This window comes from Aliiroseovarius lamellibrachiae (assembly GCF_018599245.1).
GTDB lineage: Bacteria > Pseudomonadota > Alphaproteobacteria > Rhodobacterales > Rhodobacteraceae > Aliiroseovarius > Aliiroseovarius lamellibrachiae.
Map to the genome: position 1 here is coordinate 26,105 of NZ_JAHEVJ010000005.1, position 21,699 is coordinate 47,803.

The 21,699-nt window shown below is 56.9% G+C and carries 29 protein-coding genes; 8 read left to right on the forward strand and 21 right to left on the reverse strand.

Annotated features, from left to right (window positions below):
- The first annotated feature begins 145 nt into the window (after positions 1 to 145).
- Positions 146 to 1,792, forward strand: a complete 1,647-nt coding sequence (locus tag KKW20_RS09695; RefSeq protein WP_214567688.1) for an acyl-CoA dehydrogenase family protein — start codon at positions 146 to 148, stop codon at positions 1,790 to 1,792.
- Between the two features lie 54 nt (positions 1,793 to 1,846).
- Here KKW20_RS09695 and KKW20_RS09700 read toward each other — a convergent pair whose 3' ends face one another.
- Both KKW20_RS09700 and KKW20_RS09705 read right to left on the reverse strand, forming a co-directional pair.
- Entirely contained in the window at positions 1,847 to 2,254 is a 408-nt protein-coding gene (locus KKW20_RS09700; RefSeq protein ID WP_214567689.1) for a DUF3995 domain-containing protein, read from the reverse strand.
- Positions 2,251 to 2,625 carry a hypothetical protein gene (locus KKW20_RS09705; protein WP_214567690.1) on the reverse strand — a complete coding sequence of 125 codons (375 nt, stop codon included), beginning with the start codon at positions 2,623 to 2,625 and terminating at the stop codon, positions 2,251 to 2,253. Before KKW20_RS09705 ends, KKW20_RS09700 begins: the two co-directional genes overlap by 4 nt.
- A gap of 85 nt (positions 2,626 to 2,710) precedes the next feature.
- On the opposite strand from KKW20_RS09705, the gene KKW20_RS09710 reads away from it, so the two are divergent.
- Both KKW20_RS09710 and KKW20_RS09715 read left to right on the forward strand, forming a co-directional pair.
- Positions 2,711 to 3,271 (forward strand): TetR/AcrR family transcriptional regulator, encoded by a 561-nt coding sequence (locus KKW20_RS09710; protein WP_214567691.1) that lies wholly within the window; start codon positions 2,711 to 2,713, stop codon positions 3,269 to 3,271.
- Between the two features lie 70 nt (positions 3,272 to 3,341).
- Positions 3,342 to 3,734 carry an META domain-containing protein gene (locus KKW20_RS09715; RefSeq protein ID WP_214567692.1) on the forward strand — a complete coding sequence of 131 codons (393 nt, stop codon included), beginning with the start codon at positions 3,342 to 3,344 and terminating at the stop codon, positions 3,732 to 3,734.
- A gap of 3 nt (positions 3,735 to 3,737) precedes the next feature.
- Here KKW20_RS09715 and recO read toward each other — a convergent pair whose 3' ends face one another.
- The 14 genes from recO to folK all read right to left on the reverse strand — a co-directional run bounded on the left by recO (position 3,738) and on the right by folK (position 14,150).
- The gene (gene recO / locus KKW20_RS09720) at positions 3,738 to 4,472 is read right to left on the reverse strand and encodes a DNA repair protein RecO (protein WP_214567693.1); all 735 of its coding nucleotides are present in this window, start codon (positions 4,470 to 4,472) and stop codon (positions 3,738 to 3,740) included.
- An 89-nt stretch (positions 4,473 to 4,561) separates the two neighbouring features.
- Positions 4,562 to 4,894 carry a DUF1491 family protein gene (locus KKW20_RS09725; RefSeq protein ID WP_214567694.1) on the reverse strand — a complete coding sequence of 111 codons (333 nt, stop codon included), beginning with the start codon at positions 4,892 to 4,894 and terminating at the stop codon, positions 4,562 to 4,564.
- Positions 4,891 to 5,799 carry a GTPase Era gene (era, locus tag KKW20_RS09730; protein WP_214567948.1) on the reverse strand — a complete coding sequence of 303 codons (909 nt, stop codon included), beginning with the start codon at positions 5,797 to 5,799 and terminating at the stop codon, positions 4,891 to 4,893. Before era ends, KKW20_RS09725 begins: the two co-directional genes overlap by 4 nt.
- Before the next feature lie 137 nt (positions 5,800 to 5,936).
- On the reverse strand, positions 5,937 to 6,617 hold the full coding sequence (rnc, locus tag KKW20_RS09735) for a ribonuclease III (protein ID WP_214567695.1): 681 nt from the start codon (positions 6,615 to 6,617) through the stop codon (positions 5,937 to 5,939).
- Positions 6,614 to 7,393 carry a signal peptidase I gene (gene lepB, locus KKW20_RS09740; protein ID WP_214567696.1) on the reverse strand — a complete coding sequence of 260 codons (780 nt, stop codon included), beginning with the start codon at positions 7,391 to 7,393 and terminating at the stop codon, positions 6,614 to 6,616. Before lepB ends, rnc begins: the two co-directional genes overlap by 4 nt.
- A gap of 71 nt (positions 7,394 to 7,464) precedes the next feature.
- The gene (gene acpS, locus KKW20_RS09745; protein WP_214567697.1) at positions 7,465 to 7,869 is read right to left on the reverse strand and encodes a holo-ACP synthase; all 405 of its coding nucleotides are present in this window, start codon (positions 7,867 to 7,869) and stop codon (positions 7,465 to 7,467) included.
- The gene (locus KKW20_RS09750; protein WP_214567698.1) at positions 7,866 to 8,333 is read right to left on the reverse strand and encodes a hypothetical protein; all 468 of its coding nucleotides are present in this window, start codon (positions 8,331 to 8,333) and stop codon (positions 7,866 to 7,868) included. Before KKW20_RS09750 ends, acpS begins: the two co-directional genes overlap by 4 nt.
- Positions 8,334 to 8,337: 4 nt before the next feature.
- Positions 8,338 to 8,970, reverse strand: a complete 633-nt coding sequence (locus tag KKW20_RS09755) for a LysE family translocator (RefSeq protein ID WP_246534541.1) — start codon at positions 8,968 to 8,970, stop codon at positions 8,338 to 8,340.
- A 40-nt stretch (positions 8,971 to 9,010) separates the two neighbouring features.
- Positions 9,011 to 9,460 carry an ABZJ_00895 family protein gene (locus KKW20_RS09760; protein ID WP_214567699.1) on the reverse strand — a complete coding sequence of 150 codons (450 nt, stop codon included), beginning with the start codon at positions 9,458 to 9,460 and terminating at the stop codon, positions 9,011 to 9,013.
- Positions 9,460 to 10,212: a pyridoxine 5'-phosphate synthase gene (locus KKW20_RS09765; RefSeq protein ID WP_214567700.1), complete on the reverse strand. Its 753-nt coding sequence runs from the start codon at positions 10,210 to 10,212 to the stop codon at positions 9,460 to 9,462. The genes KKW20_RS09760 and KKW20_RS09765 overlap by 1 nt, the downstream gene beginning before the upstream one ends.
- Before the next feature lie 33 nt (positions 10,213 to 10,245).
- Positions 10,246 to 10,893: a DUF2062 domain-containing protein gene (locus KKW20_RS09770; RefSeq protein WP_246534542.1), complete on the reverse strand. Its 648-nt coding sequence runs from the start codon at positions 10,891 to 10,893 to the stop codon at positions 10,246 to 10,248.
- A gap of 42 nt (positions 10,894 to 10,935) precedes the next feature.
- The gene (locus KKW20_RS09775) at positions 10,936 to 13,044 is read right to left on the reverse strand and encodes a RelA/SpoT family protein (RefSeq protein WP_425514268.1); all 2,109 of its coding nucleotides are present in this window, start codon (positions 13,042 to 13,044) and stop codon (positions 10,936 to 10,938) included.
- 61 nt (positions 13,045 to 13,105) lie between these two features.
- Complete coding sequence (rpoZ, locus tag KKW20_RS09780) at positions 13,106 to 13,462, reverse strand: DNA-directed RNA polymerase subunit omega (protein WP_214567701.1); 357 nt, start codon at positions 13,460 to 13,462, stop codon at positions 13,106 to 13,108.
- A 91-nt stretch (positions 13,463 to 13,553) separates the two neighbouring features.
- Positions 13,554 to 14,150 carry a 2-amino-4-hydroxy-6-hydroxymethyldihydropteridine diphosphokinase gene (folK, locus tag KKW20_RS09785; protein WP_343207573.1) on the reverse strand — a complete coding sequence of 199 codons (597 nt, stop codon included), beginning with the start codon at positions 14,148 to 14,150 and terminating at the stop codon, positions 13,554 to 13,556.
- 89 nt (positions 14,151 to 14,239) lie between these two features.
- Here folK and KKW20_RS09790 point away from each other — a divergent pair, with 89 nt between their 5' ends.
- The 4 genes from KKW20_RS09790 (at position 14,240) to rnhA (ending at position 16,973) form a co-directional block, all read left to right on the forward strand.
- Positions 14,240 to 14,803: a LabA-like NYN domain-containing protein gene (locus tag KKW20_RS09790; protein ID WP_214567703.1), complete on the forward strand. Its 564-nt coding sequence runs from the start codon at positions 14,240 to 14,242 to the stop codon at positions 14,801 to 14,803.
- A 178-nt stretch (positions 14,804 to 14,981) separates the two neighbouring features.
- The gene (gene ispH, locus KKW20_RS09795; protein ID WP_214567952.1) at positions 14,982 to 15,932 is read left to right on the forward strand and encodes a 4-hydroxy-3-methylbut-2-enyl diphosphate reductase; all 951 of its coding nucleotides are present in this window, start codon (positions 14,982 to 14,984) and stop codon (positions 15,930 to 15,932) included.
- A complete protein-coding gene (locus KKW20_RS09800; protein ID WP_214567704.1) occupies positions 15,929 to 16,528 on the forward strand; it encodes a class I SAM-dependent DNA methyltransferase in 600 nt (199 codons plus the stop codon). Before ispH ends, KKW20_RS09800 begins: the two co-directional genes overlap by 4 nt.
- Positions 16,521 to 16,973 (forward strand): ribonuclease HI, encoded by a 453-nt coding sequence (gene rnhA, locus KKW20_RS09805; RefSeq protein WP_214567705.1) that lies wholly within the window; start codon positions 16,521 to 16,523, stop codon positions 16,971 to 16,973. Before KKW20_RS09800 ends, rnhA begins: the two co-directional genes overlap by 8 nt.
- Here rnhA and KKW20_RS09810 read toward each other — a convergent pair whose 3' ends face one another.
- The 5 genes from KKW20_RS09810 to def (KKW20_RS09830) all read right to left on the reverse strand — a co-directional run bounded on the left by KKW20_RS09810 (position 16,974) and on the right by def (KKW20_RS09830) (position 20,074).
- Complete coding sequence (locus KKW20_RS09810) at positions 16,974 to 17,588, reverse strand: hypothetical protein (RefSeq protein ID WP_214567706.1); 615 nt, start codon at positions 17,586 to 17,588, stop codon at positions 16,974 to 16,976. It abuts the gene before it with no gap.
- A 116-nt stretch (positions 17,589 to 17,704) separates the two neighbouring features.
- Positions 17,705 to 17,941 (reverse strand): GlsB/YeaQ/YmgE family stress response membrane protein, encoded by a 237-nt coding sequence (locus KKW20_RS09815; protein ID WP_214567707.1) that lies wholly within the window; start codon positions 17,939 to 17,941, stop codon positions 17,705 to 17,707.
- A gap of 187 nt (positions 17,942 to 18,128) precedes the next feature.
- The gene (fmt, locus tag KKW20_RS09820) at positions 18,129 to 19,043 is read right to left on the reverse strand and encodes a methionyl-tRNA formyltransferase (protein ID WP_214567708.1); all 915 of its coding nucleotides are present in this window, start codon (positions 19,041 to 19,043) and stop codon (positions 18,129 to 18,131) included.
- Entirely contained in the window at positions 19,040 to 19,546 is a 507-nt protein-coding gene (gene def / locus KKW20_RS09825; protein WP_214567709.1) for a peptide deformylase, read from the reverse strand. The genes fmt and def (KKW20_RS09825) overlap by 4 nt, the downstream gene beginning before the upstream one ends.
- 6 nt (positions 19,547 to 19,552) lie before the next feature.
- Positions 19,553 to 20,074 carry a peptide deformylase gene (gene def, locus KKW20_RS09830; protein ID WP_214567710.1) on the reverse strand — a complete coding sequence of 174 codons (522 nt, stop codon included), beginning with the start codon at positions 20,072 to 20,074 and terminating at the stop codon, positions 19,553 to 19,555.
- Between the two features lie 334 nt (positions 20,075 to 20,408).
- Between def (KKW20_RS09830) and KKW20_RS09835 the strand changes: the two genes are divergently transcribed.
- Positions 20,409 to 21,581 (forward strand): MalY/PatB family protein, encoded by a 1,173-nt coding sequence (locus KKW20_RS09835; RefSeq protein WP_214567711.1) that lies wholly within the window; start codon positions 20,409 to 20,411, stop codon positions 21,579 to 21,581.
- The last annotated feature ends 118 nt before the right edge of the window (positions 21,582 to 21,699 follow it).

A 21,699-nucleotide genomic window follows, 5' to 3' on the forward strand; every position in this document is an offset into this window, starting at 1 on the left:
GCACGCGACATATCGCGGCGTCATATTCGTTCGTTATTTACGCTGCATGCGCATTTTAATTGCGCTGCACCTGCAAAGTGGCTATCCGAGGGGGGAGAGCATTTATGCGGGCCGAATCCGCGCCCACCAGCCAGGAGACAGTGACATGAGCGCCCTGATCGACAATATTCTTGAGCTGACCAGCGAGGCACTTGCCCCGGTCGAAGCCACATTTGACGCCGCAACATCCTTGGTTCGGGATTTGGTTCTTGAAGGCGAGCGTGTTTCTGGCGCCAAGCTGGAACAGCATCAAGCCGCCGCACACGCCTTGTCGTGGCTGGCGACCTACACCGAAAGCCTGCGTCAGATGAACGCTTGGGCGACGCGTCTGAAAGAGGCGGGTCAGCTGGGCGAAATGAACACACTCATCCTGCAAATCGCTTTTGGGGAATATCTTGCCCAGATCAAGGGCGGCATGATGATGAGCCAGAATGAAATGGCGCGCCTGTCGGATATGGGGCTGGATGGGGCCGCATTGGATACCGCGGCGATCAATACGCTGGTCGCAAATGGCAACTCTCAGGCGGCCCGCAACCGGTTGGTTGAACTGATGCGCGACAACGCGGGCCACGCCACTTTTGGCACCACGGGTCTTGATGAAGAGCTGGAAATGATCCGCGATCAATTCCGCCGTTATGCCGACGAACGTGTGGCGCCAAATGCGCACGAATGGCATTTGAAAGACGAATACATCCCGCTTGAGATCCTTGATGAGCTTGCCGAAATGGGCGTCTTTGGTTTGACCATCCCCGAAGAATTTGGCGGGCTTGGCCTGTCCAAAGCCTCGATGGTGGTCGTGTCCGAGGAATTGTCGCGCGGCTATATCGGCGTCGGTTCATTGGGCACGCGGTCTGAGATTGCGGCTGAACTGATTTTGGCGGGCGGAACCGACGCCCAAAAAGAACAGTGGCTGCCCAAAATCTCCTCTGCCGAAATCCTGCCGACGGCCGTCTTTACCGAACCCAACACCGGGTCTGATCTGGGCAGCTTGCGCACCCGCGCCGTGAAAAACGCCGATGGCGATTATGAGGTGACAGGCAACAAAACCTGGATCACCCACGCCGCGCGCACCCATGTGATGACCTTGCTGGCGCGCACCGATCCTGACACCACCGATCACCGTGGCCTGTCGATGTTCCTCGCGGAAAAGCAACCGGGGGATGACGAAAATCCGTTCCCAACCGAGGGCATGACCGGCGGCGAAATCGAAGTGCTGGGGTATCGCGGAATGAAAGAGTTTGAACTGGCGTTTGATGGGTTCAAGGTCAAAGGCGAAAACCTGCTGGGCGGCGAGGAAAATCAGGGCTTTAAACAGCTGATGAAGACCTTTGAGGCGGCCCGCATTCAGACCGCCGCGCGTGCCATTGGGGTTGCACAAAACGCGCTGGAACTGGGCATGCAATACGCCGAGGATCGCAAGCAATTTGGCAAAGCCCTGATCAACTTTCCGCGCGTGACCAACAAGATCGCGATGATGGCGGTCGAGATCATGATCGCCCGTCAGCTGACCTATTTTGCCGCTTGGGAAAAGGATCACGATCAGCGATGTGATCTTGAGGCCGGCATGGCAAAGCTGCTTGGCGCGCGTGTGGCTTGGGCCTGTGCGGACAATGCGCTGCAAATCCACGGCGGCAACGGGTTTGCGCTGGAATATCAGATCAGCCGCGTGCTGTGTGATGCGCGGATCCTGAACATCTTTGAAGGGGCCGCAGAAATTCAGGCTCAGGTGATTGCCCGCCGTTTGCTGGGTTAATAACCAGCCCGACAGATTTGAAGACCGCGCAAGTTCCCTTGGCGCGGTCTTTTCTTATAACATGGCCGTTCCCAGCGCGATGAACAGGCAAAGCGGGCTGTAGAAGCGCAGATTCAGGTGATCGAACCTCGGCTCTATCTGTCGCCGCCACACCGGAAGGTAGCCTGCCAATCCCCTTAGCGTGAAGACCAAGATCATTCCCCAACACCCCACGTTCAATACCGCATCGGGGATCGGGGTTTTGATCCAATTGGCTTGCGCCGACACCAGCGCCACGGCCACCAAAAGCGCAAGGAACACCAGAAAACTCGCCCATCGCGGCGGCATGCGTGTGATGCCTTTTGCCCCCACCACGGCTTTGGCCAATAGCGCCTCGTCCCGGATTGGCCAGTTCAGGCCCAACGCCCAGATCAAATGCACAGCAGCGGCCCCCAAGAGGGCCAAAACAATCAAGACTGTCATGCGGTTTTCCCCCTGCGACCTATGACCATCACCGCGGGGATAAGCATAAATGCGATCCACTGAGGCATGTCGATCACGTTCCCCAACAAGCGCATCCCGTAAAACAGGAACAGGGATGCAAAGCCCAATTGGATGGCGATGATCACCCGCTCTAACGCGCGGTTCGGATATTTGATCAACCCCGCGAGTGCGACGGAAAACACCAACAGGATGATGGTGATCGCATGCCAGATCACAGCAGATATGGCGCGCAAATAAGGGGAAAGATCGCTTGCTTGAATGGGCGCGTGGATTTCCGGGCCACCGCCGAGCACATGCGCAAGGAATGTCGCGAACATCAGCACGGTGGCCGCGATCATGAATTTGTTCATTCTGGATCTCCAATCTGATTCCATACGCTTGCGTACGGTAGTGAAATTGCCTAAGGTGTCAATACGCTTCCGTATGGAGATTTCAGTGTCCGAAAAACGCCCCCGCCTTACGCCCGAAGATTGGATTTACGCAGGCTTTCGCGCCTTGGTTTCTGACGGACCTGATGGCCTGAAAGCCGAACCTCTGGCGCGCATGCTCGGCACCACCAAGGGATCTTTTTACTGGCATTTTCATGATGTTAGAGATTTTCACGCTAAGATGCTTGCCCTTTGGGAAGCCCAATCCGTCGACGCGGTGACGGCCACGTTGGACCAAGAGAATGACCCTGTGCGTAGGTTGTATCGGTTGGGGGAAATCTCGACAGACAGCAGCGCTAACTACGGCGGAGATGGCGCAGAACCTGCAATTCGCGCATGGGCCCACGGACACCCCGATGTTGCCAAATGTGTGGCCCGCGTTGATGCGAAACGGCTGGAGTATCTCCGTCAAATCCTTGCTGATCTGGACCTGACCAATCCCGAGTTTACCCGCATCATTTATGGGGCCTATATCGGCCTAGGCACCCTTTCGGCCACGGATCAAACCGACAATTCCGGCGCGATGAGCACCCTTTTGGCGGCCTTGCTGGCCTTGCGGGATGCGTGAGAACCCGCCGATCATAAACATATCTGAAATGCTTACTGGCCCTCGGATTTCCATCCCATAAAGTGACGCCATGAAACAGATTATCCTTACCTGCAGCCTGATTGCCCTGCTTGCCGCCTGCAAAGATGAAACCTTGTCCGGCTATGCGCCCGAAGAGACCACTTGGGTGTTGGAAAGCCTAAACGGGTCAGCATTTGACGCGAACGCAACACTGACGTTTCCGCAAAAAGGAAAAATCGCGGGCAAAGGTCCCTGTAATGGCTTCCGAGGCACCCAAAGCGTACCGTACCCGTGGTTTTCTGTGGATGGGATCGCCTCGACCAAAATGACCTGTCCACAAATTTCTCAGGAAACCCAGTTTTTTGAAGCCCTGCAAAAAATGACACTGTCCGAGGTGTCCGGTGGCACGTTGATCCTGTCCAACGAAGAGGGATCCCAAATGCTGTTTCGCGCTGTGCCTTAGGGATCAGATCCCTGTACCCACATCACGCTTTAGGCGGTCAATCAGTCGCGCACGCGCTTCTGGCAAGGGGCGGTTTCCAAGCGCATGGGCAACCCCTTGGGTCAGGAAATGCCCGGTGGTGATCAGCCCCTCAAGCACGTCTTCCAGCCGCCCGGCCCCGACGCCCAAAAGCTCGGTTGGAAGCGGCAACAAACGGTCGGCCCATTCCCCCGCGCCGTCCACAGACACGGCCCGGCCCGTTTTGGGCGAGACATACGCCAAGCCTTCTTTGCGACCCGTTACTGCGCAGCATTCCAGATCCAAGCCAAATCCCAGCTCGTCAAGCAGCGCCAATTCCCATTTGAGATAGGCGACAGGCCACACGGGATTGGTGCCAAGCAGATCCAGCATAGACTGCGTACGCGCATAAAGCGCCGGGTGGGGTTCACGTTCTGGCAGGGCAAAGCCAAGCAGCGCGGTTATCGCATTGAGCCCCGCCAAAGCGCTGCGATCGGACAGGACAAGGGCGCGACTTTTGATCGGTTCAACTGTGAAGCTGCCGATGTGTTCCTCAAGCCGCGCGCGCCAGCTGACGTCCAACTGGCCACCGGGTTGCAGAATCGGGGTGAGCTTACGACTGACCCCACCGCGCACGACGCCTGCATGGCGACCGTGTTCGGCGGTAAATACCTCGATGATCACCGAGGTTTCGCCGTGCTTGCGCACCGAGAGTAACGCGCCTTCATCTCGCCAATCCATTGGGCCTCCTGCGGGTAGAATAGCGATGGCGGGTCTATCGGCTAGGGTGGAAATTGGATATTTATAGAAAGAGGAAGAAGGGAGGCCGATTAATCGGACAGGCCGGGTTCATCCAGCAAATGGCGCCCATCGCGGTCCTCGACCTCAATCACCCAGAGATCAGGATCAAAGCTTTTTTGCCGCATCAAGGCCGCATCCACATCAGGCTCGGCCCCCTCAGCGAGGACAACCCACTTGCGATCCCCGGTCATCAGATCAAAGCTGCGCTGATAGGCGGTGGCGCGACCATCAAGCGTGTTGAGTTTCACCAACACAGCCCCCGCGGTCGCATCCCCTTTTTTGGTAATGAACACAGGAATGCCTGCAAGCCGAAGCCGCGTCAGATAGGCCGAAACCCAAACATCTGCGGTCAGCCGCGTCACGCGTTTCCGTCTTTGAAATCAAGACCCATTTCTGAGTAACGCTCTTTTTCCTCAAGCCAGTTCGGGCGCACTTTGACCTGTAAAAACAGATGCACCTTACGGCCCATGAATTCTTCGAGCTCGGTGCGCGCGGCCTTGCCGATCGACTTGATGGTTTCGCCCTTGTTGCCAAGCACGATGCCTTTGTGGCCGTCGCGCATCACATAGATCACCTGATCCACGCGCGCAGAGCCATCTTTGCGCTCTTCCCAGTTTTCGGTCTCAACCGTCATTTGGTACGGCAGCTCTTGGTGCAGGCGCAGGGTCAGCTTTTCGCGGGTCATTTCGGCGGCGATCATGCGCATCGGCAGGTCGGCGATTTGATCTTCGGGATACATCCACGGACCTTCTGGCACGACCTCTGCCAGCCAGCTGCGCAACGCCGGTACGCCGTGGCCTTTTTCGGCGGAAATCATGAAGGTTTCGGTGAAGTCATAACGTTCGTTCAGGTCTTTGGCCAAAGCCAGCAGCGCTTCTGATTTCACCTTGTCGATCTTGTTAATCCCAAGTGCGACGGTGCGCCCTTCGGCCATCTTTTCCAGACCTTCAAGGATGCGCTCAACCCCTTCGGTCACGCCGCGGTGCGCCTCGACCAACAAGACGACGATATCCGCGTCCGCAGCCCCGCCCCAAGCGGCGGCGACCATCGCACGGTCCAACCGGCGACGCGGCCGAAACAGGCCTGGCGTGTCCACAAACACCAGCTGCGATGTGTCTTCGATGGCCACACCGCGAATACGCGTGCGTGTGGTTTGCACCTTATGCGTCACGATCGAGACTTTGGCCCCCACCATTTGGTTGGTCAGGGTCGATTTGCCCGCATTGGGCTCTCCGATGAGGGCGACGAAACCGGCGCGTGTCATGATGTCTGTCCTTTGTTGATAGCGTGATGTAACCGATTCCGTGCCATAGAGCCAGAGGCCATGCGACCTCGGCGAAATCGCCCCAACGCCACCGAATGCTAAGCTTTCCTGTGTTCTCGAAATCCCGGACCGGTCAGGGATCAATTACCCAAACGGTCCAACAACGCCTTGGCCGCGGCCTGTTCTGCCATGCGTTTTGATGTGGCACGGGCCGTGGCCGTTTGGCCGTTTTCCAACCGCGCTTCAATCGTGAACTCAGGTGCATGGTCAGGGCCATCCCGGCCCGTTTCCACATATTTTGGCGGGGCAAGTTTGCGGGCCTGCGCCCATTCTTGCAGCGATGTTTTGGGGTCGCGCGCATCAAGTTCAACATTCTCAACACGATCGCCCCACAGGCGCAAAATCATCGCGCGGGCGGGCTCAAATCCTGCGTCCCTGTAGACCGCAGCGATCACCGCTTCCATTGCATCGCCCAACAGGGCTTGCTTGCGGCGCCCACCGGTTTTCATCTCGGACCGGCCAAGTTTCAGAACGTCCCCAACGCCAACCTCACGCGCGACGTCGGCGCAGCTTTCTTTTCGCACCAAGGCATTATAACGCGGCGCCAAAACACCCTCGGCGGCCTTGGGATCATCATCGAGCAACCGTTCAGCCATGACCAAGCCCAACACCCGGTCGCCCAAAAACTCCAGCCGCTGATTGTCCGGCCGGGTGGCCGAAGAAATCGACCCGTGGGTGAGCGCGCGGATCAGCAGTTCCGGGTCTTTGAACCGGTGGCCGATACGCGCCTCAAACGCTTTGAGATCGCCAGACAGTTTCACTCGATCCCCTTAAAGAAACGATCAGAACGCCAGGTCCAGAAGTAAAATAGACGTTTGCCAGCGGCTGAGAACACAATCCGATCCGCGCGTCCCAAGAGGTATTCAAACGGCACCATGCCAACGCCGCCCGCATTTTGGCTGACCCGGCTGTCGGTGGAATTGTCGCGGTTGTCACCCATGAAGAAAAAGTTCCCTTCAGGCACGGTAAACACATTGGTATTGTCCAGACGTCCAGTTCCAACATTCAGCACCGAATGCTTCACGCCGTTTGGCAGGGTCTCGATGGCACGCGATTTGAGGCATGTTCCGCCATTTCCAACCGGACGATTGGCACAAAGAGGCTGTGTGGCAAAGCGGCCTTGAGGGGCTTTGATCTCTTCGAAAATCCCGTCCGGCGTTTGGGGGGCTGCGACATCATTGATGTAAAGAATGCCTTCTTTCACCTGAATTTTGTCACCCGGCAAGCCGATCAACCGCTTCACATAATCGGTGCCCAACGTTGGGTGGCGGAACACCACAACGTCGCCACGCTCGGGTTCCGACGCAAAAACGCGCCCCGAAATCGGGCAGACAGAAAAGGGGCAGGAATATTTCGAATAGCCATAGGCCATCTTGTTCACAAACAGGAAATCGCCGATCAAAAGCGTGTCTTTCATCGACCCGGTTGGGATCCAGAACGGTTGGAAAAACAACGTGCGAAACACACCCGCAATGAGCAATGCCCAAACAATCGTCTTAATGGTATCGACGATGCCTTCTTCTTTTTTCTCAGCCATAGGATCCTGCCTGTAATTTGCTTGTTGGCGATATGCGGTGCTGTGGGAGAAGAGTCAAGTTTTGCGGCGCATTAGTCCGTTTTTGGGCGGGCTTCGATCACCACAAATGCCTGCGCCCAAGGGTGGTCATCGGTGAGCGTGACGTGAATGACCGCTTTATGCCCCGTGGGGGTCATCGCCTGCAACCGGTCCCGCGCCCAGCCTGTGACCTCCATCACCGGCTGTCCGGTTTTCAGGTTTGACACCGTCATATCACGCCATGAAATCCCCATCGAAAGCCCGGTGCCAAGCGCCTTGGAACACGCCTCTTTGGCGGCCCAGCGTTTTGCCAATGTGCCGGCCTCGTCCTTGCGCCGCGCCGCTTTGGCAAGCTCGCGTTCTGTGAACACCCGGTTGCGAAACCGATCCCCAAAACGTTCCAACGTACGCTCAATCCGCTCGATGTTGGCCAGATCCGTGCCGATGCCTAAGATCACTTGGCGTCCTCCAATGTGGCCACGACATCCCCGGAGGATTGGTTCACGGTGATGTGCAAAAGGCTCCAGTCACCCTCAGAGCTGTCAGGATTATAGCGCGCGGCAGGAAGGGAAAGGGTCAGCCCCTTTCCCGGATCATAGGTCGCAGTGATGTTCTCAAGCTTAACGCCCATAAAGCCAAAACTCGGCGACAGGCTGATCCTCCGACATTGCCGATCCCCCACCACCCCATAAGGTGGTGACAAAAGCAGCAGGTGATAGGCCGCGGCGGCGGGTTCGATCAGGTCCAAAAGCGCAAGGCGGACCGCGCCATTTGCAAAGCTTTTGCTGGCCTCATCCCAGGGTTCAACCAGATTGGCCGCAGAGGAACGCCAGTCGCATTCGCCCACGCTTTGCGCCCACGCATGAGGGGTAAGTGCCAGTGCCGCAACGGCCAAAATCCCGGTAAACAGTCCCGTTTTCATCTCATCACACCTCGATTTTCGACATCAGGATTTTCAGGCTGGCCGCCCCAAACAACACGCCAAACGTCAGATCAAACCACCGGCGCGCACGCTGATAGGTCCGCACGACTTTGGGGGTGGAAAACAAAAAAGCATAACCGATAAAGACAAATATACCGCCCGTGTAAAGAAACACAAACAGGCCGATTATTTGTGTGGCTGGCGCAAACGGCGGCAATAGGATTGCAAAAACAGCCCCCCACGACAGGATCGCCTTTGGGTTGGTCAAGTGGATCAACGCCCCTTTTTGAAAGGCCACAAAGCGCGTCCCTTTCGCGACCGAACCTTCCCCCATCGGTGTTTTGGAAATGGCCGATTTGAACGATTTGATCGCAAGATAAAGAAGATAGGCCGCGCCGATGTATTTGACTGTTGTGAAAATCCAGACATGGGTCAGCATCAATGCGCCCATACCAAAACCGGCCGCAATACCCCAAAACGCACCACCCGCGAGGATCCCCATGGCGAAAGCAAGCGCTTGGCCCCGCCCTTCGGCCATTGCCGTGCCCGCAATGCCCAAAGTCGCCGGGCCGGGCGACCCACCCGCCACCACCCAGCCAAGCCAGATCAGCGCCAATTCAACCCCTGTCATGCCCATGGTCTTCTCCGAAAACTTGGTTTGCTTGAAATAGCGGTGTTCACTTCCGCGACGCTTTGCGATCCAGCGCGATTTTCTGATTTTTGAAGCCGTAGGTTAAGAAAAATCTATTGGTCAGGAAGGTGATCCCGATCAGCACCATAAATATCAAGGCCGCCATAACCGGAACGCTGTAAAACACGGCCCGCACGCTTGGAACGATCATCGCCAAGACCATGATCAGGGCGTTCACCAAAATGACCACTTTCGTCAGCGACCGCGCCGCCGCCCAGGCTTCGGATTTCTCAAATGGGGGGCGGCCTGCGGTTGCACGTTTCTGCCCCTCGTTCATCGCCCCGGCCATCGCAGGCAAAATGGTCGACAGCCCCGCCGGAAGCGAAATTCCGGCCAGCAATGACAGCACAAAAGACAGCACGACCAAGCCCAGAATCGTTCCCATATAGACCAGCGTGTAGCGTTTCAAATTGACCAATGGCGCATCTTGGATCATCAGCCGCGCGCCTCGTCCATCAGGCGGCGCATTTCGGCCATCGCCTCTGGAAGCCCGCGAAAAATGGCCTCACCAATCAGAAAATGCCCGATGTTCAGCTCTTTCACCTCGGACATGGCCGCAATTGGCGCAACCGTTTCATAGGTCAACCCGTGGCCCATATGCACCTCAAGTCCAAGGGACTGGGCGAGCTTTGCCCCCTCGCGCAGGCGGGCAAGTTCTGCATCGCGCGCCTCAAACCGACCCTCTGAATGGTAATCGCAATAGGCGCCAGTGTGCAGTTCCACCACGGGGGCGCCAATCCGGGCCGCCGCGCGGATTTGGGCCTCATCTGCGCCGATAAAGAGCGAGACGCGGCACCCGGCGTCGCGCAACGGGGCGATATATTCCCCCAAACGATCGTCCTGAGCGGCCACTTCCAGCCCGCCTTCGGTGGTCAGTTCTTCGCGCTTTTCTGGCACCAAACACACCGCATGGGGTTGGTGTTTCAGGGCAATCGCCTGCATCTCATCCGTTGCGGCCATTTCAAAGTTTAACGGGATGCTCAGCGCATCCATCAGGCCAGAAATATCATCGTCTTTGATGTGGCGACGATCTTCGCGTAGATGTGCGGTGATGCCGTCAGCCCCCGCCTCTTCGGCCATTAACGCCGCCCGCACAGGATCAGGATAGGCCGATCCGCGTGCATTTCGCACGGTTGCAACGTGGTCAATATTGACGCCAAGCCGTAAAATGTCAGCAGTTTCGGGCATCTCGCGCTCCCCCCTTTGGATTCGCGCCCAGTGTTACCCGATTTTATCGCCGCCGCCAGCCTCAGATATCCGCTTGGCCAAGCGTTTCTCATAACGGGCTTTCAGCTTTTTGACGCGCCGGCGTTGATAGGCATAGATAAGGGGGTTCGATAGGAAATAGCCGATAAATCCGGCCACGACTCCGGGGAAAAAGCCCCCGACGGTATAGGGCAGAAATACGCGGTGGTAAAAGCGATCCACACGCGACCAATCCGCCACGTCATCGGTAAAGATAGCCAGAAAATTGGCACCCAGATCCTTGGTTGCCCCACCAAAGGCCTGAAAGACCGCGGGAAGATGGATGCTGGAATGTTGATCCAACAGGAAGTTCCCCAAGGTGATCGACCCCTCAGCAATTATCGGAAAGGTCAACGGGTTGCCCACAAACGTCGCAAGAAGGGCCGCGAGGATATTACCGCGCAAGCCCATTGCCAGCACCGCCGCCGTCAGAAAGTGGAGACCAAAGAAAGGGGTAAAGCTGGTGAAAATACCTGCGGCAATCCCACGCGAGATCCGATGCGCGGGGTCCGGCAGGCGCCGCAAACGGTGGATCACATAGCGTGCCGCACGATACCACCCGCCACGCGGATAGAAAAACTCCGCCATAATCCGCAGATAAGACCGGGGGTTTCTCTTGAACAAGGCAGGCCCCTTTCAGGCTGGTGGGTCGGGCGGAACATCAAATTACGGTTTACGGTCGAGATCCCTATAGCGGCGAATCGACGCCACATCGCTATCGGCCTCAAGCACCAACATAACGGCATGAAGATGTTCAAGATCTCGTAAATCGACATCCACCAAAACACTGTAAAAGTCAGACTTGCGATCCAGAAATCTCAGGTCCGAGATATTGGCCTTTTGCTCGCCAATCAATGTGCAAATTCGTCCCAGGACACCGGCGTCGTTGGAAATGGTCACTTTCAGGCTGACCGTGTGAATGGCCGGATGGTTGCCCGCATGCCAATGAAGATCAACCCAACGCGAACTGTCATCTTCCAGCGCGATGAGCGCATCACAGTCAATCGCGTGAACCACCACACCTTTGCCACGATGGGCAATGCCAACGATGCGTTCACCGGGCACCGGCTGGCAACAGCTCGCCCGATTAAACGCTTGTTCGGGGGCAAGTCCAACCACGGCGGCGGCCCCGTCAATCACATCTTCAGATATGCTGGCTTCGGGGTAGAGGACATTGATCACATCACGCCCCTGAAGTTCGGCAGAGCCAAGACGGGCCAGCAACTCCAGCTCATCCTCAAGACGCAGCTGTTTGGCCGCGGTCATCAGCGCCTTGTCCGTTGCTTTCCGGCCGACGTTTTCAAACGCAACCCGTGCCAATTCACGGCCCAACCGCACAAAGCGATCCCGATCTTCGGATCGCAAGGATTTTCGGATCGCCGCTTTCGCCCGGCCCGTCACCACGATGTCGATCCAGGTGGCCTGCGGGGCCTGCCCTTCGGCGGTCATGATCACAACCGACTGGCCGTTTTTCAATCGGGTCCAAAGTGGCACGCGAATGCCATCAACCTTGGCCCCGACACAGCGATCTCCGATCCGGGTGTGAATGGCATAGGCAAAATCAAGCGGCGTTGCCCCGCGCGGCAGCTTAACGACCTCGCCTTTGGGGGTGAAACAGAACACCTGATCCGAATACATCTCAAGCTTCACATGCTCGAGGAATTCGCTGTGATCATCCGCCGCTTCAAACCGCTCGGTCAGCGCCGCGATCCATTTGCCCGGATCGACAGCAAAGGGGTTTTCGACGCGCACACCGTCGCGATACGACCAATGCGCGGCCACGCCTGCTTCGGCCACTTCGTGCATCTGGCGGGTGCGGATCTGCACCTCGACCCGCTTTCCATCCCGCCCCGAGACCGTGGTGTGGATTGAGCGGTAGCCGTTGGATTTCGGCTGGCTGATGTAATCTTTGAACCGTCCCGGCACAGCGCGCCAGCGTTGGTGGATCACACCAAGCACCCGATAACAATCGGCCTCATTCTTGGTGATCACGCGAAAGCCATAGGTGTCTGACAGGCGGGAAAAGCTTTGATCCTTTTCCTGCATTTTGCGCCAGATCGAATAGGGTTTTTTGGCGCGCCCAAAGGCTTCGGCGGTGATGTTGGCTTCGGCCAATTCATGACGAATGTCGCCGGTGATCTTTTCGATCACATCGCCGCTTTCTTTTTGCAGCCGCAGGAACCGACGCATGATGGAACCACGCGCGTCGGGGTTGAGAACGTGAAACGCCATATCCTCAAGCTCTTCACGCATCCATTGCATGCCCATCCGGCCGGCAAGCGGCGCATAGATGTCCATGGTTTCGCGGGATTTCTGCACCTGCTTATCTGGCCGCATCGCGCGGATCGTGCGCATATTATGCAGACGGTCGGCCAGTTTAACCAAGATCACCCGCATGTCTTTTGACATCGCCATAAACAGCTTGCGGAAGTTTTCGGCCTGTTTGGTTTCCGAGCTCGACAGTTGCAGGTTGGTCAGCTTGGTGACCCCATCCACAAGCTCGGCGACTTCGCGGCCAAACAAGTCAGATACTTCGGTATAGGTCGATCCGGTGTCCTCAATCGTGTCATGCAATAACGCCGTGATGATGGTGGCATCATCCAGCTGCATATTGGCCAAAACCTCGGCCACTTCGAAAGGGTGGGTAAAATAAGGATCGCCAGAGTGGCGATACTGTCCGAAATGCATACGGGCGCCGTATTCAAACGCCGCCCGGATCAATTTTGAATTCGACTTCGGGTTATAGGTCGCGATCCGCTCAATGAGCTCATCAATATCGAGATGCGTCAGCTCTTCTTGCCAGTTCGTCACTCGCAACCTCTCCCGAGTTTGTCGCTTAGCCCTGGCCTTGCGCTTCCATCAATGCGCGCAACAGCTTTTCTTCTGACATGTCATCGTCAGCAGGTTTATCCGCTGCTTCCGCACCCATCAGCAAAGCCATCTGATCTTCTTCGGGCTCATCAACCTCAATCTGAGTTTGGTGGCTCTCGATCATGCGCTCGCGCAGCTCGTCAGCGGTTTGGGTCTCCTCTGCGATTTCGCGCAGGGACACAACAGGGTTTTTGTCGTTGTCACGGTCCACGGTGATCGCGTCACCAGCGGAAATTTCGCGGGCACGATGCGATGCCAGCATGACCAGTTCAAACCGGTTCGGGACTTTGTCAACGCAATCTTCAACAGTAACGCGTGCCATGTTCAGCTCCATTCCTTGCAAGGGGATGCGAAAGGCCTATTTAAGACCCCGCCCAGGGCTTTACAAGCCGAAAGTCGCGGCATTGCGGCATTCAAAGGGGCCGCACGCCGGTTTTTTCACTGTCTGGCAAGGCATCCAGCATTTCTTTCACGGTTTGACCGATCAACGGGTGTGTCCAACCCGGCGCGATATCCATCAAGGGAATCAGTACAAAAGCACGGTCTTGCAGGCGCGGATGCGGCAAGAGCAGTTCATCTGGCGCAACGGTCTTTTGCACCTCAAGCGGCAGGTCAATCCATCGCTGCACCTCGTGTCGATCCGGGACCACGTCCTGCCCATAAGCAATCAAATCAATGTCCAGCGTGCGCGGCGCCCAACGCGAGGGGCGTTCGCGACCAAACTGGGCTTCCACCTCGTGAAACAGGGCCATCAACGCCTTGGCTGACATGGACGTTTCGACCGATATGGCAGCGTTCACAAAGTCCGGCCCCGCCCCCGCGGGAAAGCACGGAGTCTGGTAAAATTGACTGGTTGCAGTGATTCGCAATCGCTCGCCTTCTAGTTGCAAAGTGGCAGCCTTCACCAACTCAAGAGAGTGCCCCAAGTCCCTGTTTGCATTACTCCCAAGCGCAATCAGCGTTTTTATGCTATACTTGTCCAAAAGTGCTCCTTGCGACATCTGATTCATACCCTAAATTGCACGTCATGCTTCGGTAACCGATACACTCATTAGCACTCACGGATTTGTTGTCGAAGTTTATTTGGAAAGGACCATAAATGTTTTATCGAGACGAACGGCTGGCGCTGTTCATCGATGGATCAAACCTGTACGCAGCTGCGAAGTCACTGGGGTTTGACATCGACTATAAACTTCTTCGTCAGGAGTTTATGCGCCGGGGCAAATTGCTTCGCGCATTTTACTACACCGCGCTATTGGAAAATGACGAGTACTCGCCCATTCGCCCGCTGGTGGACTGGCTCCACTATAATGGCTTTTCCATGGTGACCAAACCCGCCAAGGAATACACCGATTCAATGGGTCGGCGTAAAGTCAAAGGCAATATGGACATCGAGCTGGCGGTCGACGCGCTCGAATTGACGCCACATATCGACCACGCGGTTCTGTTCTCAGGGGATGGGGATTTCAGACCGCTTGTGGCCGCGATGCAGCGCAAAGGTGTTCGGGTTTCGGTGGTTTCGACCATCCGCAGCCAACCGCCCATGATCTCAGACGAACTTCGTCGTCAGGCCGATAATTTCATCGAACTGGAAGAACTGAAAGACGTCATCGGGCGCCCTCCGCGGGAATTTGACCGCGAAGAGCACACCGCAGACGAGTAGATCTACGCTAAGAAACTGAAAAAACCGGGGCCTCGCGCTCCGGTTTTTTCTTGCACAATCCTTGCCAAGATCTGGGCCACCGCGTCTTGCCCCTTTCCTGCGCGCGTGTTTTGCGGCAAAACGGCACCGAACGCCTAACGCCGCACCAACATCGGAACGCGCCATGACCAATTCCAACATGACCAAGCCCCCCCTCACCCTCTTTCTCGCAGCACCCAACGGCTTTTGCGCCGGTGTAGACCGCGCGATCAAGATCGTTGAAATGGCAATCGAGAAATGGGGCGCGCCGATTTATGTGCGCCATGAGATTGTGCACAACAAGTTTGTGGTCGACGGGTTGCGCGACAAAGGGGCGGTGTTTGTCGAAGAACTGGAAGATTGCCCGGATGATCGCCCGGTGATCTTTTCCGCCCACGGGGTCGCCAAAGCCGTCCCGGCCGAGGCATCGCGCCGCGAAATGGTCTATGTCGACGCCACCTGCCCACTGGTTTCAAAGGTACACATCGAAGCCGAACGCCATTTTGCCGACGGCTTGCAAATGGTGATGATTGGCCACGCGGGCCATCCCGAAACCATCGGCACCATGGGGCAATTGCCCGACGGTGAAGTGCTGCTGGTTGAAACCGCCGAGGATGTGGCCAGCCTTTCCCCACGCAATCCCGACCGCCTTGCGTATATCACCCAAACCACCCTGTCTGTGGATGACACCGCCGGGATTGTCGCGGCCTTAAACGCACGGTTCCCCAAGATTGTCGGACCCCACAAAGAAGATATTTGTTATGCCACCACCAATCGCCAAGAGGCCGTGAAAGCCGTGGCGCCAAAGGTGCAGGCGTTGCTGGTGATTGGGGCGCCAAACAGCTCAAACTCGCGCCGTTTGGTGGAAGTGGCCCGCGCCAACGGCTGTGACTATTCCATGTTGGTGCAGCGTGCGACGGAAATTGACTGGCGTGCCATCGAAGGGGTGTCCGCGGTGGGCCTGACCGCTGGCGCCTCGGCGCCGCAAGTCTTGGTCGATGAAGTGATCAACGCCTTTCGCGACCGATACGAGGTGACACTGGACCTGGTTGAAACCGCACAGGAAAACATCGAATTCAAGGTCCCCCGCGTGTTGCGCGAACCGGCATGAGCGCAGACCCCAAAACCCTTGCGGTCTATGATGCCCAAGTTGCGGAGTACGAAAAACGTGTCGCGCAAAAGCCCACGCCGGGACTGACCGAGTTTGTCACCAGGCTGCCCCCCGGCGGTCACATTCTCGATCTCGGCTGCGGTCCAGGCTCAAGCGCAGTTGAGCTGATGGAACAGGGTTTTTCCGTCGATGCCACGGATGGTTCTGCCGAGATGGTTGCCCGCGCTGCGGCCCGCGGTGTGACCGCCCGACAGGCGCTGTTCCATGAGATCACGGGCGACGGGCTGTACGACGGGATCTGGGCCAACTTCAGCCTGCTGCATCTGCCCCGCGCTGAGATGCCCGAGATCCTCTCTCGCCTGCGCCTTGCCCTAAAACCCGATGGGGTCTTTCACATTGGGTTGAAGCTGGGTAAAGGAGAGGCCCGCGACCGCTTGGGCCGCTTTTATACGTATTATCAAGAAGATGAACTGACCGATCTGTTGACCCGCGCCGGTTTCGCCCCCTTCGACCGCATCATCGGTGCAGGGACCGGGCTTGATGGTCAGATCTCGGATTGGATTGTGCTGCACGCTGAAGGAGCCACAGATGGCTGAGTTTTTTGCTTATACCGATGGGGCTTGTTCGGGCAATCCCGGCCCCGGTGGATGGGGGGCTTTGTTGCAGGCCAAAGAGGGCGGCAAGGTCATCAAAACGCGCGAATTGAAGGGTGGGCAGGCCGTGACCACCAACAATCAAATGGAGCTGATGGCCGCGATTATGTCGCTGGAAACCCTTGGAAAACCCTGTGCCATCACCGTGATCACCGACAGCACCTATGTGAAAAATGGCGTGACCAGCTGGATTTTTGGTTGGAAGAAAAACGGCTGGAAAACCGCCGCCAAAAAGCCGGTGAAAAACGTCGAGCTTTGGCAAAGGCTGGACGCAGCGCAAGCCCGTCATCAAGTGACGTGGGAATGGGTCAAAGGGCACGCAGGCCACCCGGAAAACGAACGCGCGGACGAGCTGGCGCGCGCGGGTATGGCGCCATTTAAAGAGTGATCAAAACTCCAGCCAATACCCCAATGAGACTTTGCTGTTTTGGGTGGGGGTGACCGTTTGCGTCCATTCCAAATGCACATGATGCCCCTTGCGCAATTGCCATGCGACGGCGGGCATGATCTTGGCAAAGGTCTCGCTGTCATCAGTGAACACATCAATGGACAGCATGGTCATCAACCGATCGGTGGGTTTTAATCCAACCTGTGCAAACAGGCCGTATCCGGCGGCCCCGTCGGTTATCGAAATGTCAGCGTTCAGCTTGGCATCAAACCACCCGCCCCCAAGCTTCGTTTCAAATCCACGGCCCATGTGAAACGCGGGAACCAGATGCAAATCCTCACCTTCCAGACCTGACACCGTCAGGCTAAGTGCTTTTGCGTATGGGCTGTTGTTTGATGGAAAATGCCAGCGGGCAAAGACCTCGCCTTGCGAAAACACGAGGTTTTGCGTGTCGTATTCGGCTTTTCCCCCAATGGTCCACGCCGCCGTCAGACCGTATTCCGCGTAAAGGGACACCAGCGGGTATGTATCGAACCTGTCGGTCTCCTGGCTGGTGTGAAATGATAGAAAAACATCGCCGTCCCCACGCGGCCAAGCGCCAGAAAACGCGGGCATTGCCCATAAGAGGGTCAAGATCACCGTCAAAGCAGCGCGAAGAGGGGCCAGAGAGCACATGCAGAAAGCATTGCTTCATCAAGGTTAACGAAGTCTTAAATTGAGCCGCCTTACGACTATTTCTCGACGTAAGTCTTGTAGAGCCACAACACCGCAAGCGCGCCCAAAATAGCGCCCACAAATCCGGCAGCCATACCCAAAAGCGCCAAAAGCCCGCGCAGTAATAGCCCGCCGGCAAGCGCACCGAGCACGCCAATTGCAATGGTTGCTGGAATACTGGCCTCGACACCCATCAGGCGCGTGGCAATGAAACCGGCGGCGATGCCGATGATGATCAGGAATAAAACGCTCATGGGTAGGATATGGGGACGCGCGTGTGAATTTCCAACGGCTGAGTGCAAAAACTAGAAAACTAGAAAACTAGAAAACTAGAAAACTAGAAAACTAGAAAACTAGAAAACTAGAAAACTAGAAAACTAGAAAACTAGAAAACTAGAAAACTAGAAAAGAGTGCCACAGGTTTGGCACCTGTCAAGCTGCTCAACTCACGTATTCAGGAAACTCAAAACCGCGCAACAAGTCCGACGCCGCCATGGCCCGTTTGCCGGGGCGCTGTGCGGACATGACTTCGATCGCCCCCGAGCCACAAGCAATAATCAACCCGGTTTCAGGCAATGCGTGCAACACTTGGCCGGGGCGCCCCTGCCCGTCCGTCACGCGGCTGGCCAACAGTTTCACCTGCTCTTCGCCGATTTGACATTTCGCTCCGGGAAACGGCGACAGGCCGCGGATGTGACGGTCGACATCCACAGCAGGGCGGGACCAATCAATCCTGGCCTCGTCTTTCAGGATTTTCTCAGCATAAATCACACCGTCGTCGGTCTGCGCGTCTGGCGTCAAATCGGGCAGCTTCGCAAGAGCCTCCACAATCATCCGCGCACCCATTGGGGCAAGTCGGTCGTGCAAGGCAAGTGTGGTTTCTTCGGCACCAATTGCGGTGGATTCGCGCAAAAGCACAGGCCCGGTGTCCAAACCCGCCTCCATCTGCATGATACAAATGCCGGTTTCCGCATCCCCCGCCATGATCGCCCGGTGGATGGGCGCCGCCCCCCGCCAGCGCGGCAAAAGCGACGCGTGAATGTTCAAACAACCGTGTGTCGGCGCATCCAAAATGGCTTGCGGCAGGATCAAACCATAGGCGACAACCACCGCAACCTCAGCCCCAAACGCCGCAAACTCTGCTTGCTCTTCGGCGCCCTTCAGAGACACAGGGTGGCGCACTGTCAGGCCCAGCTCCAGCGCACGCGCATGCACGGGGCCGGGGCGATCTTTCTTGCCACGACCGGCGGGGCGCGGCGGTTGGCAATAGACCGCGACAACGTCATGGCCTGCCTCAACCAAGGCCTCAAGCACAGGGACAGAAAACGCGGGCGACCCCATGAACACAAGTTTCATCGCTTTGATTTCCTTGCCTTTTTCAAAAGCATATCGCGCTTTACCTTGGACAGATTGTCGAAATACATCTTACCATTCAGGTGGTCGATCTGATGCTGAACCGAGGTGGCCCAGAGGTGCACAAAGTCACGCTCTTCCATCTCACCCGCCTCATTCATAAACCGCACCGTCACCGCGCGTGGGCGATCAAACTCGGCGGACACACCGGGCAGGTTTGGGCTGGCCTCTTCGTGGGTGCGCAGTTGCGAAGACGCGTGCAGGATTTCCGGGTTCGCCATCCGAACCGCCTGGCCCCGCGCGTCCGAGCAATCCACCACGGCGAGACGCAGCATGATCCCCAGTTGCGGGCCCGCCAAACCAACACCCGGCATACTGTCCATCGCAAAGATCATTTCATCCCAGATCGCGCGGATGTCGTCGGTGATTTCCGCGACAGGGTCCGCGGCCGTGCGCAGCGCTTTGTTTGGCCACATCACATAGGGGCGGTGCGCGTTCAAAACCATCTCGCCTTACCCCCGTGCCAATTCGCGTTTCAGCTTTTGCATCTTTCGGGTGATCATCTGGCGGCGCAACGGCTTAAGGTAATCAATGAACAACTTGCCTTCGAGGTGGTCAATTTCATGCTGAACGCAAGTTGCCCACAGCCCGTCAAACTCGGCCTCTTGCAGGTTGCCATTCACATCAAGCCACCGCACGGCCACCTCTTTCGGGCGGGTCACATCGCCGTATTGTTCGGGGATCGACAGGCAGCCTTCGCTGTAGGTGTTCAGATCATCCGAGGCGCCGATGATTTCAGGATTGAACATCACCATCGGGTTTGGCGTGTCTTCCTCTTCGCGCACACAATCCATCACGATCAGCCGCTTGTTGATGCCAATCTGGGGCGCGGCCAGACCAATGCCCGGCGCGTCATACATGGTTTCCAACATGTCATCGGCCAGCTGTCGCAGCTCGTCCGACAGGTCGGGCACGGCGTCTGCCTGCTTTTTCAGGCGCGGGTCGGGGTGGATCAGAATATTTCGAATGCTCATAAAGGGGATTTAGGACACTGCGGCCGATCCTGCAATGGTCCAGTGATTTGGCCGCGACATTGAATATCAGCATTGGCGCCAGACGCACGGCGCCGTCACAACCCGCAAAAGCACCGCACAAATTTCCCAGCATCGCAGTGCGGGGCCAAAGCCCATGTGAAATTTTCAGGGATACTCGGAAATAAATAAACATATATCCCAATTTTTCACACGGCTTAGCAAGATCGTTCCTTTTTTTGCAACCCCATGAGATGATCACCCAAAAGCAGGCGCACCCACTCGCCCCTTGCACCCCACATTCAAGCGGCTAACCTGCCGCCAACAAGGAGACAACATGACTTTTGACAAGATGATCGAGCGCCGCGGCACCCATTCTTCGAAATGGGACAAGATGGAGCAGCTTTTTGGGGTGCCACAAGAGGACGGCCTGTCGATGTGGACCGCCGACAGCGATTTTGCCACCGCGCCCTGTGTGCAGGACGCCGTGCGCCGCGCCGCTGATCTTGGGGTGTTTGGCTATTCTTGGGAACATCCAGAGTATCTGAATGCCGTCAGCTGGTGGATGAAAACGCGCCACAACTGGGATGTGGACCCGGAGTGGGTGCTGACCAGCCAAGGACTGGGCAACGCCATTGCCCTCTGTCTTGATATCTGGAGCAACCCGGGCGACGGCATCCTGATCTTTACGCCCGTGTATCATGAATTTGCCCTGAAGGTGAAAAAGACCGGTCGGAAAGTCGTGGAATGCCCGCTCGCGCGCGACGGTGACAATTATGTGCTTGATCTGGACGACGCCCAATCGCGTCTGACCGGCGATGAGAAGATGATCCTGTTTTGCTCACCGCAAAACCCCTCGGGTCGCGTTTGGACCCCGGAAGAGCTGCGCGCGGTTGCGGAATTTGCCGAGCGCAACGACCTTATGCTTGTGTCTGACGAGATCCATCACGACCTTGTCTATGCAGAGCACACCCATGTGCCCACCGCCGTTGCCGCCCCTGAAGCTGAAAAGCGTCTGGTCACCCTGACCGCCGCGTCAAAGACGTTCAATATCGCGGGCATGCGCACCGGAAATATGATCATCGCGGATCCAGATCTGCGCGCCGCGATGCGCAAACGCCTCTCGACGCTGGACTATGGCCCGGCCTCATTGGGTGTGGATATGATCACCGCGGCCTACTCGCCTGACGGTGCGGAATGGGTCGATGCGCAATTGCTGCATCTCGTCAAAAACCGCGCCATATTTGATGCGGGCATCAACGCCATTCCCGGTTTGAAATCCATGCCGCTGCAATCCACTTATCTTGCGTGGGTTGATTTCACCGGCACCGGAATGGACCACGATGACGTGATCGCCCGGATCCGTGACACTGCGAAAATCGCCGTCAGCCCCGGCCCAGCCTTTGGCACGGGCGGCGAGGGATTTCAGCGCTTTAATCTGGCCACCCAAGGCGCGCGTGTTGAAGATGCAGTGGCGCGTATGCAACGTGCATTCGCCGACCTTCAATAACGTGTAAGCGTTCCCCGTTCGCATTGTATCCTTTGCGCACGGCCTTTCGATTTAAGCAGGTTCCCGCTTGGCCCATCCGGTCCGGCGGGGATCAGTTGCATCATCAATCCAGCCTTGC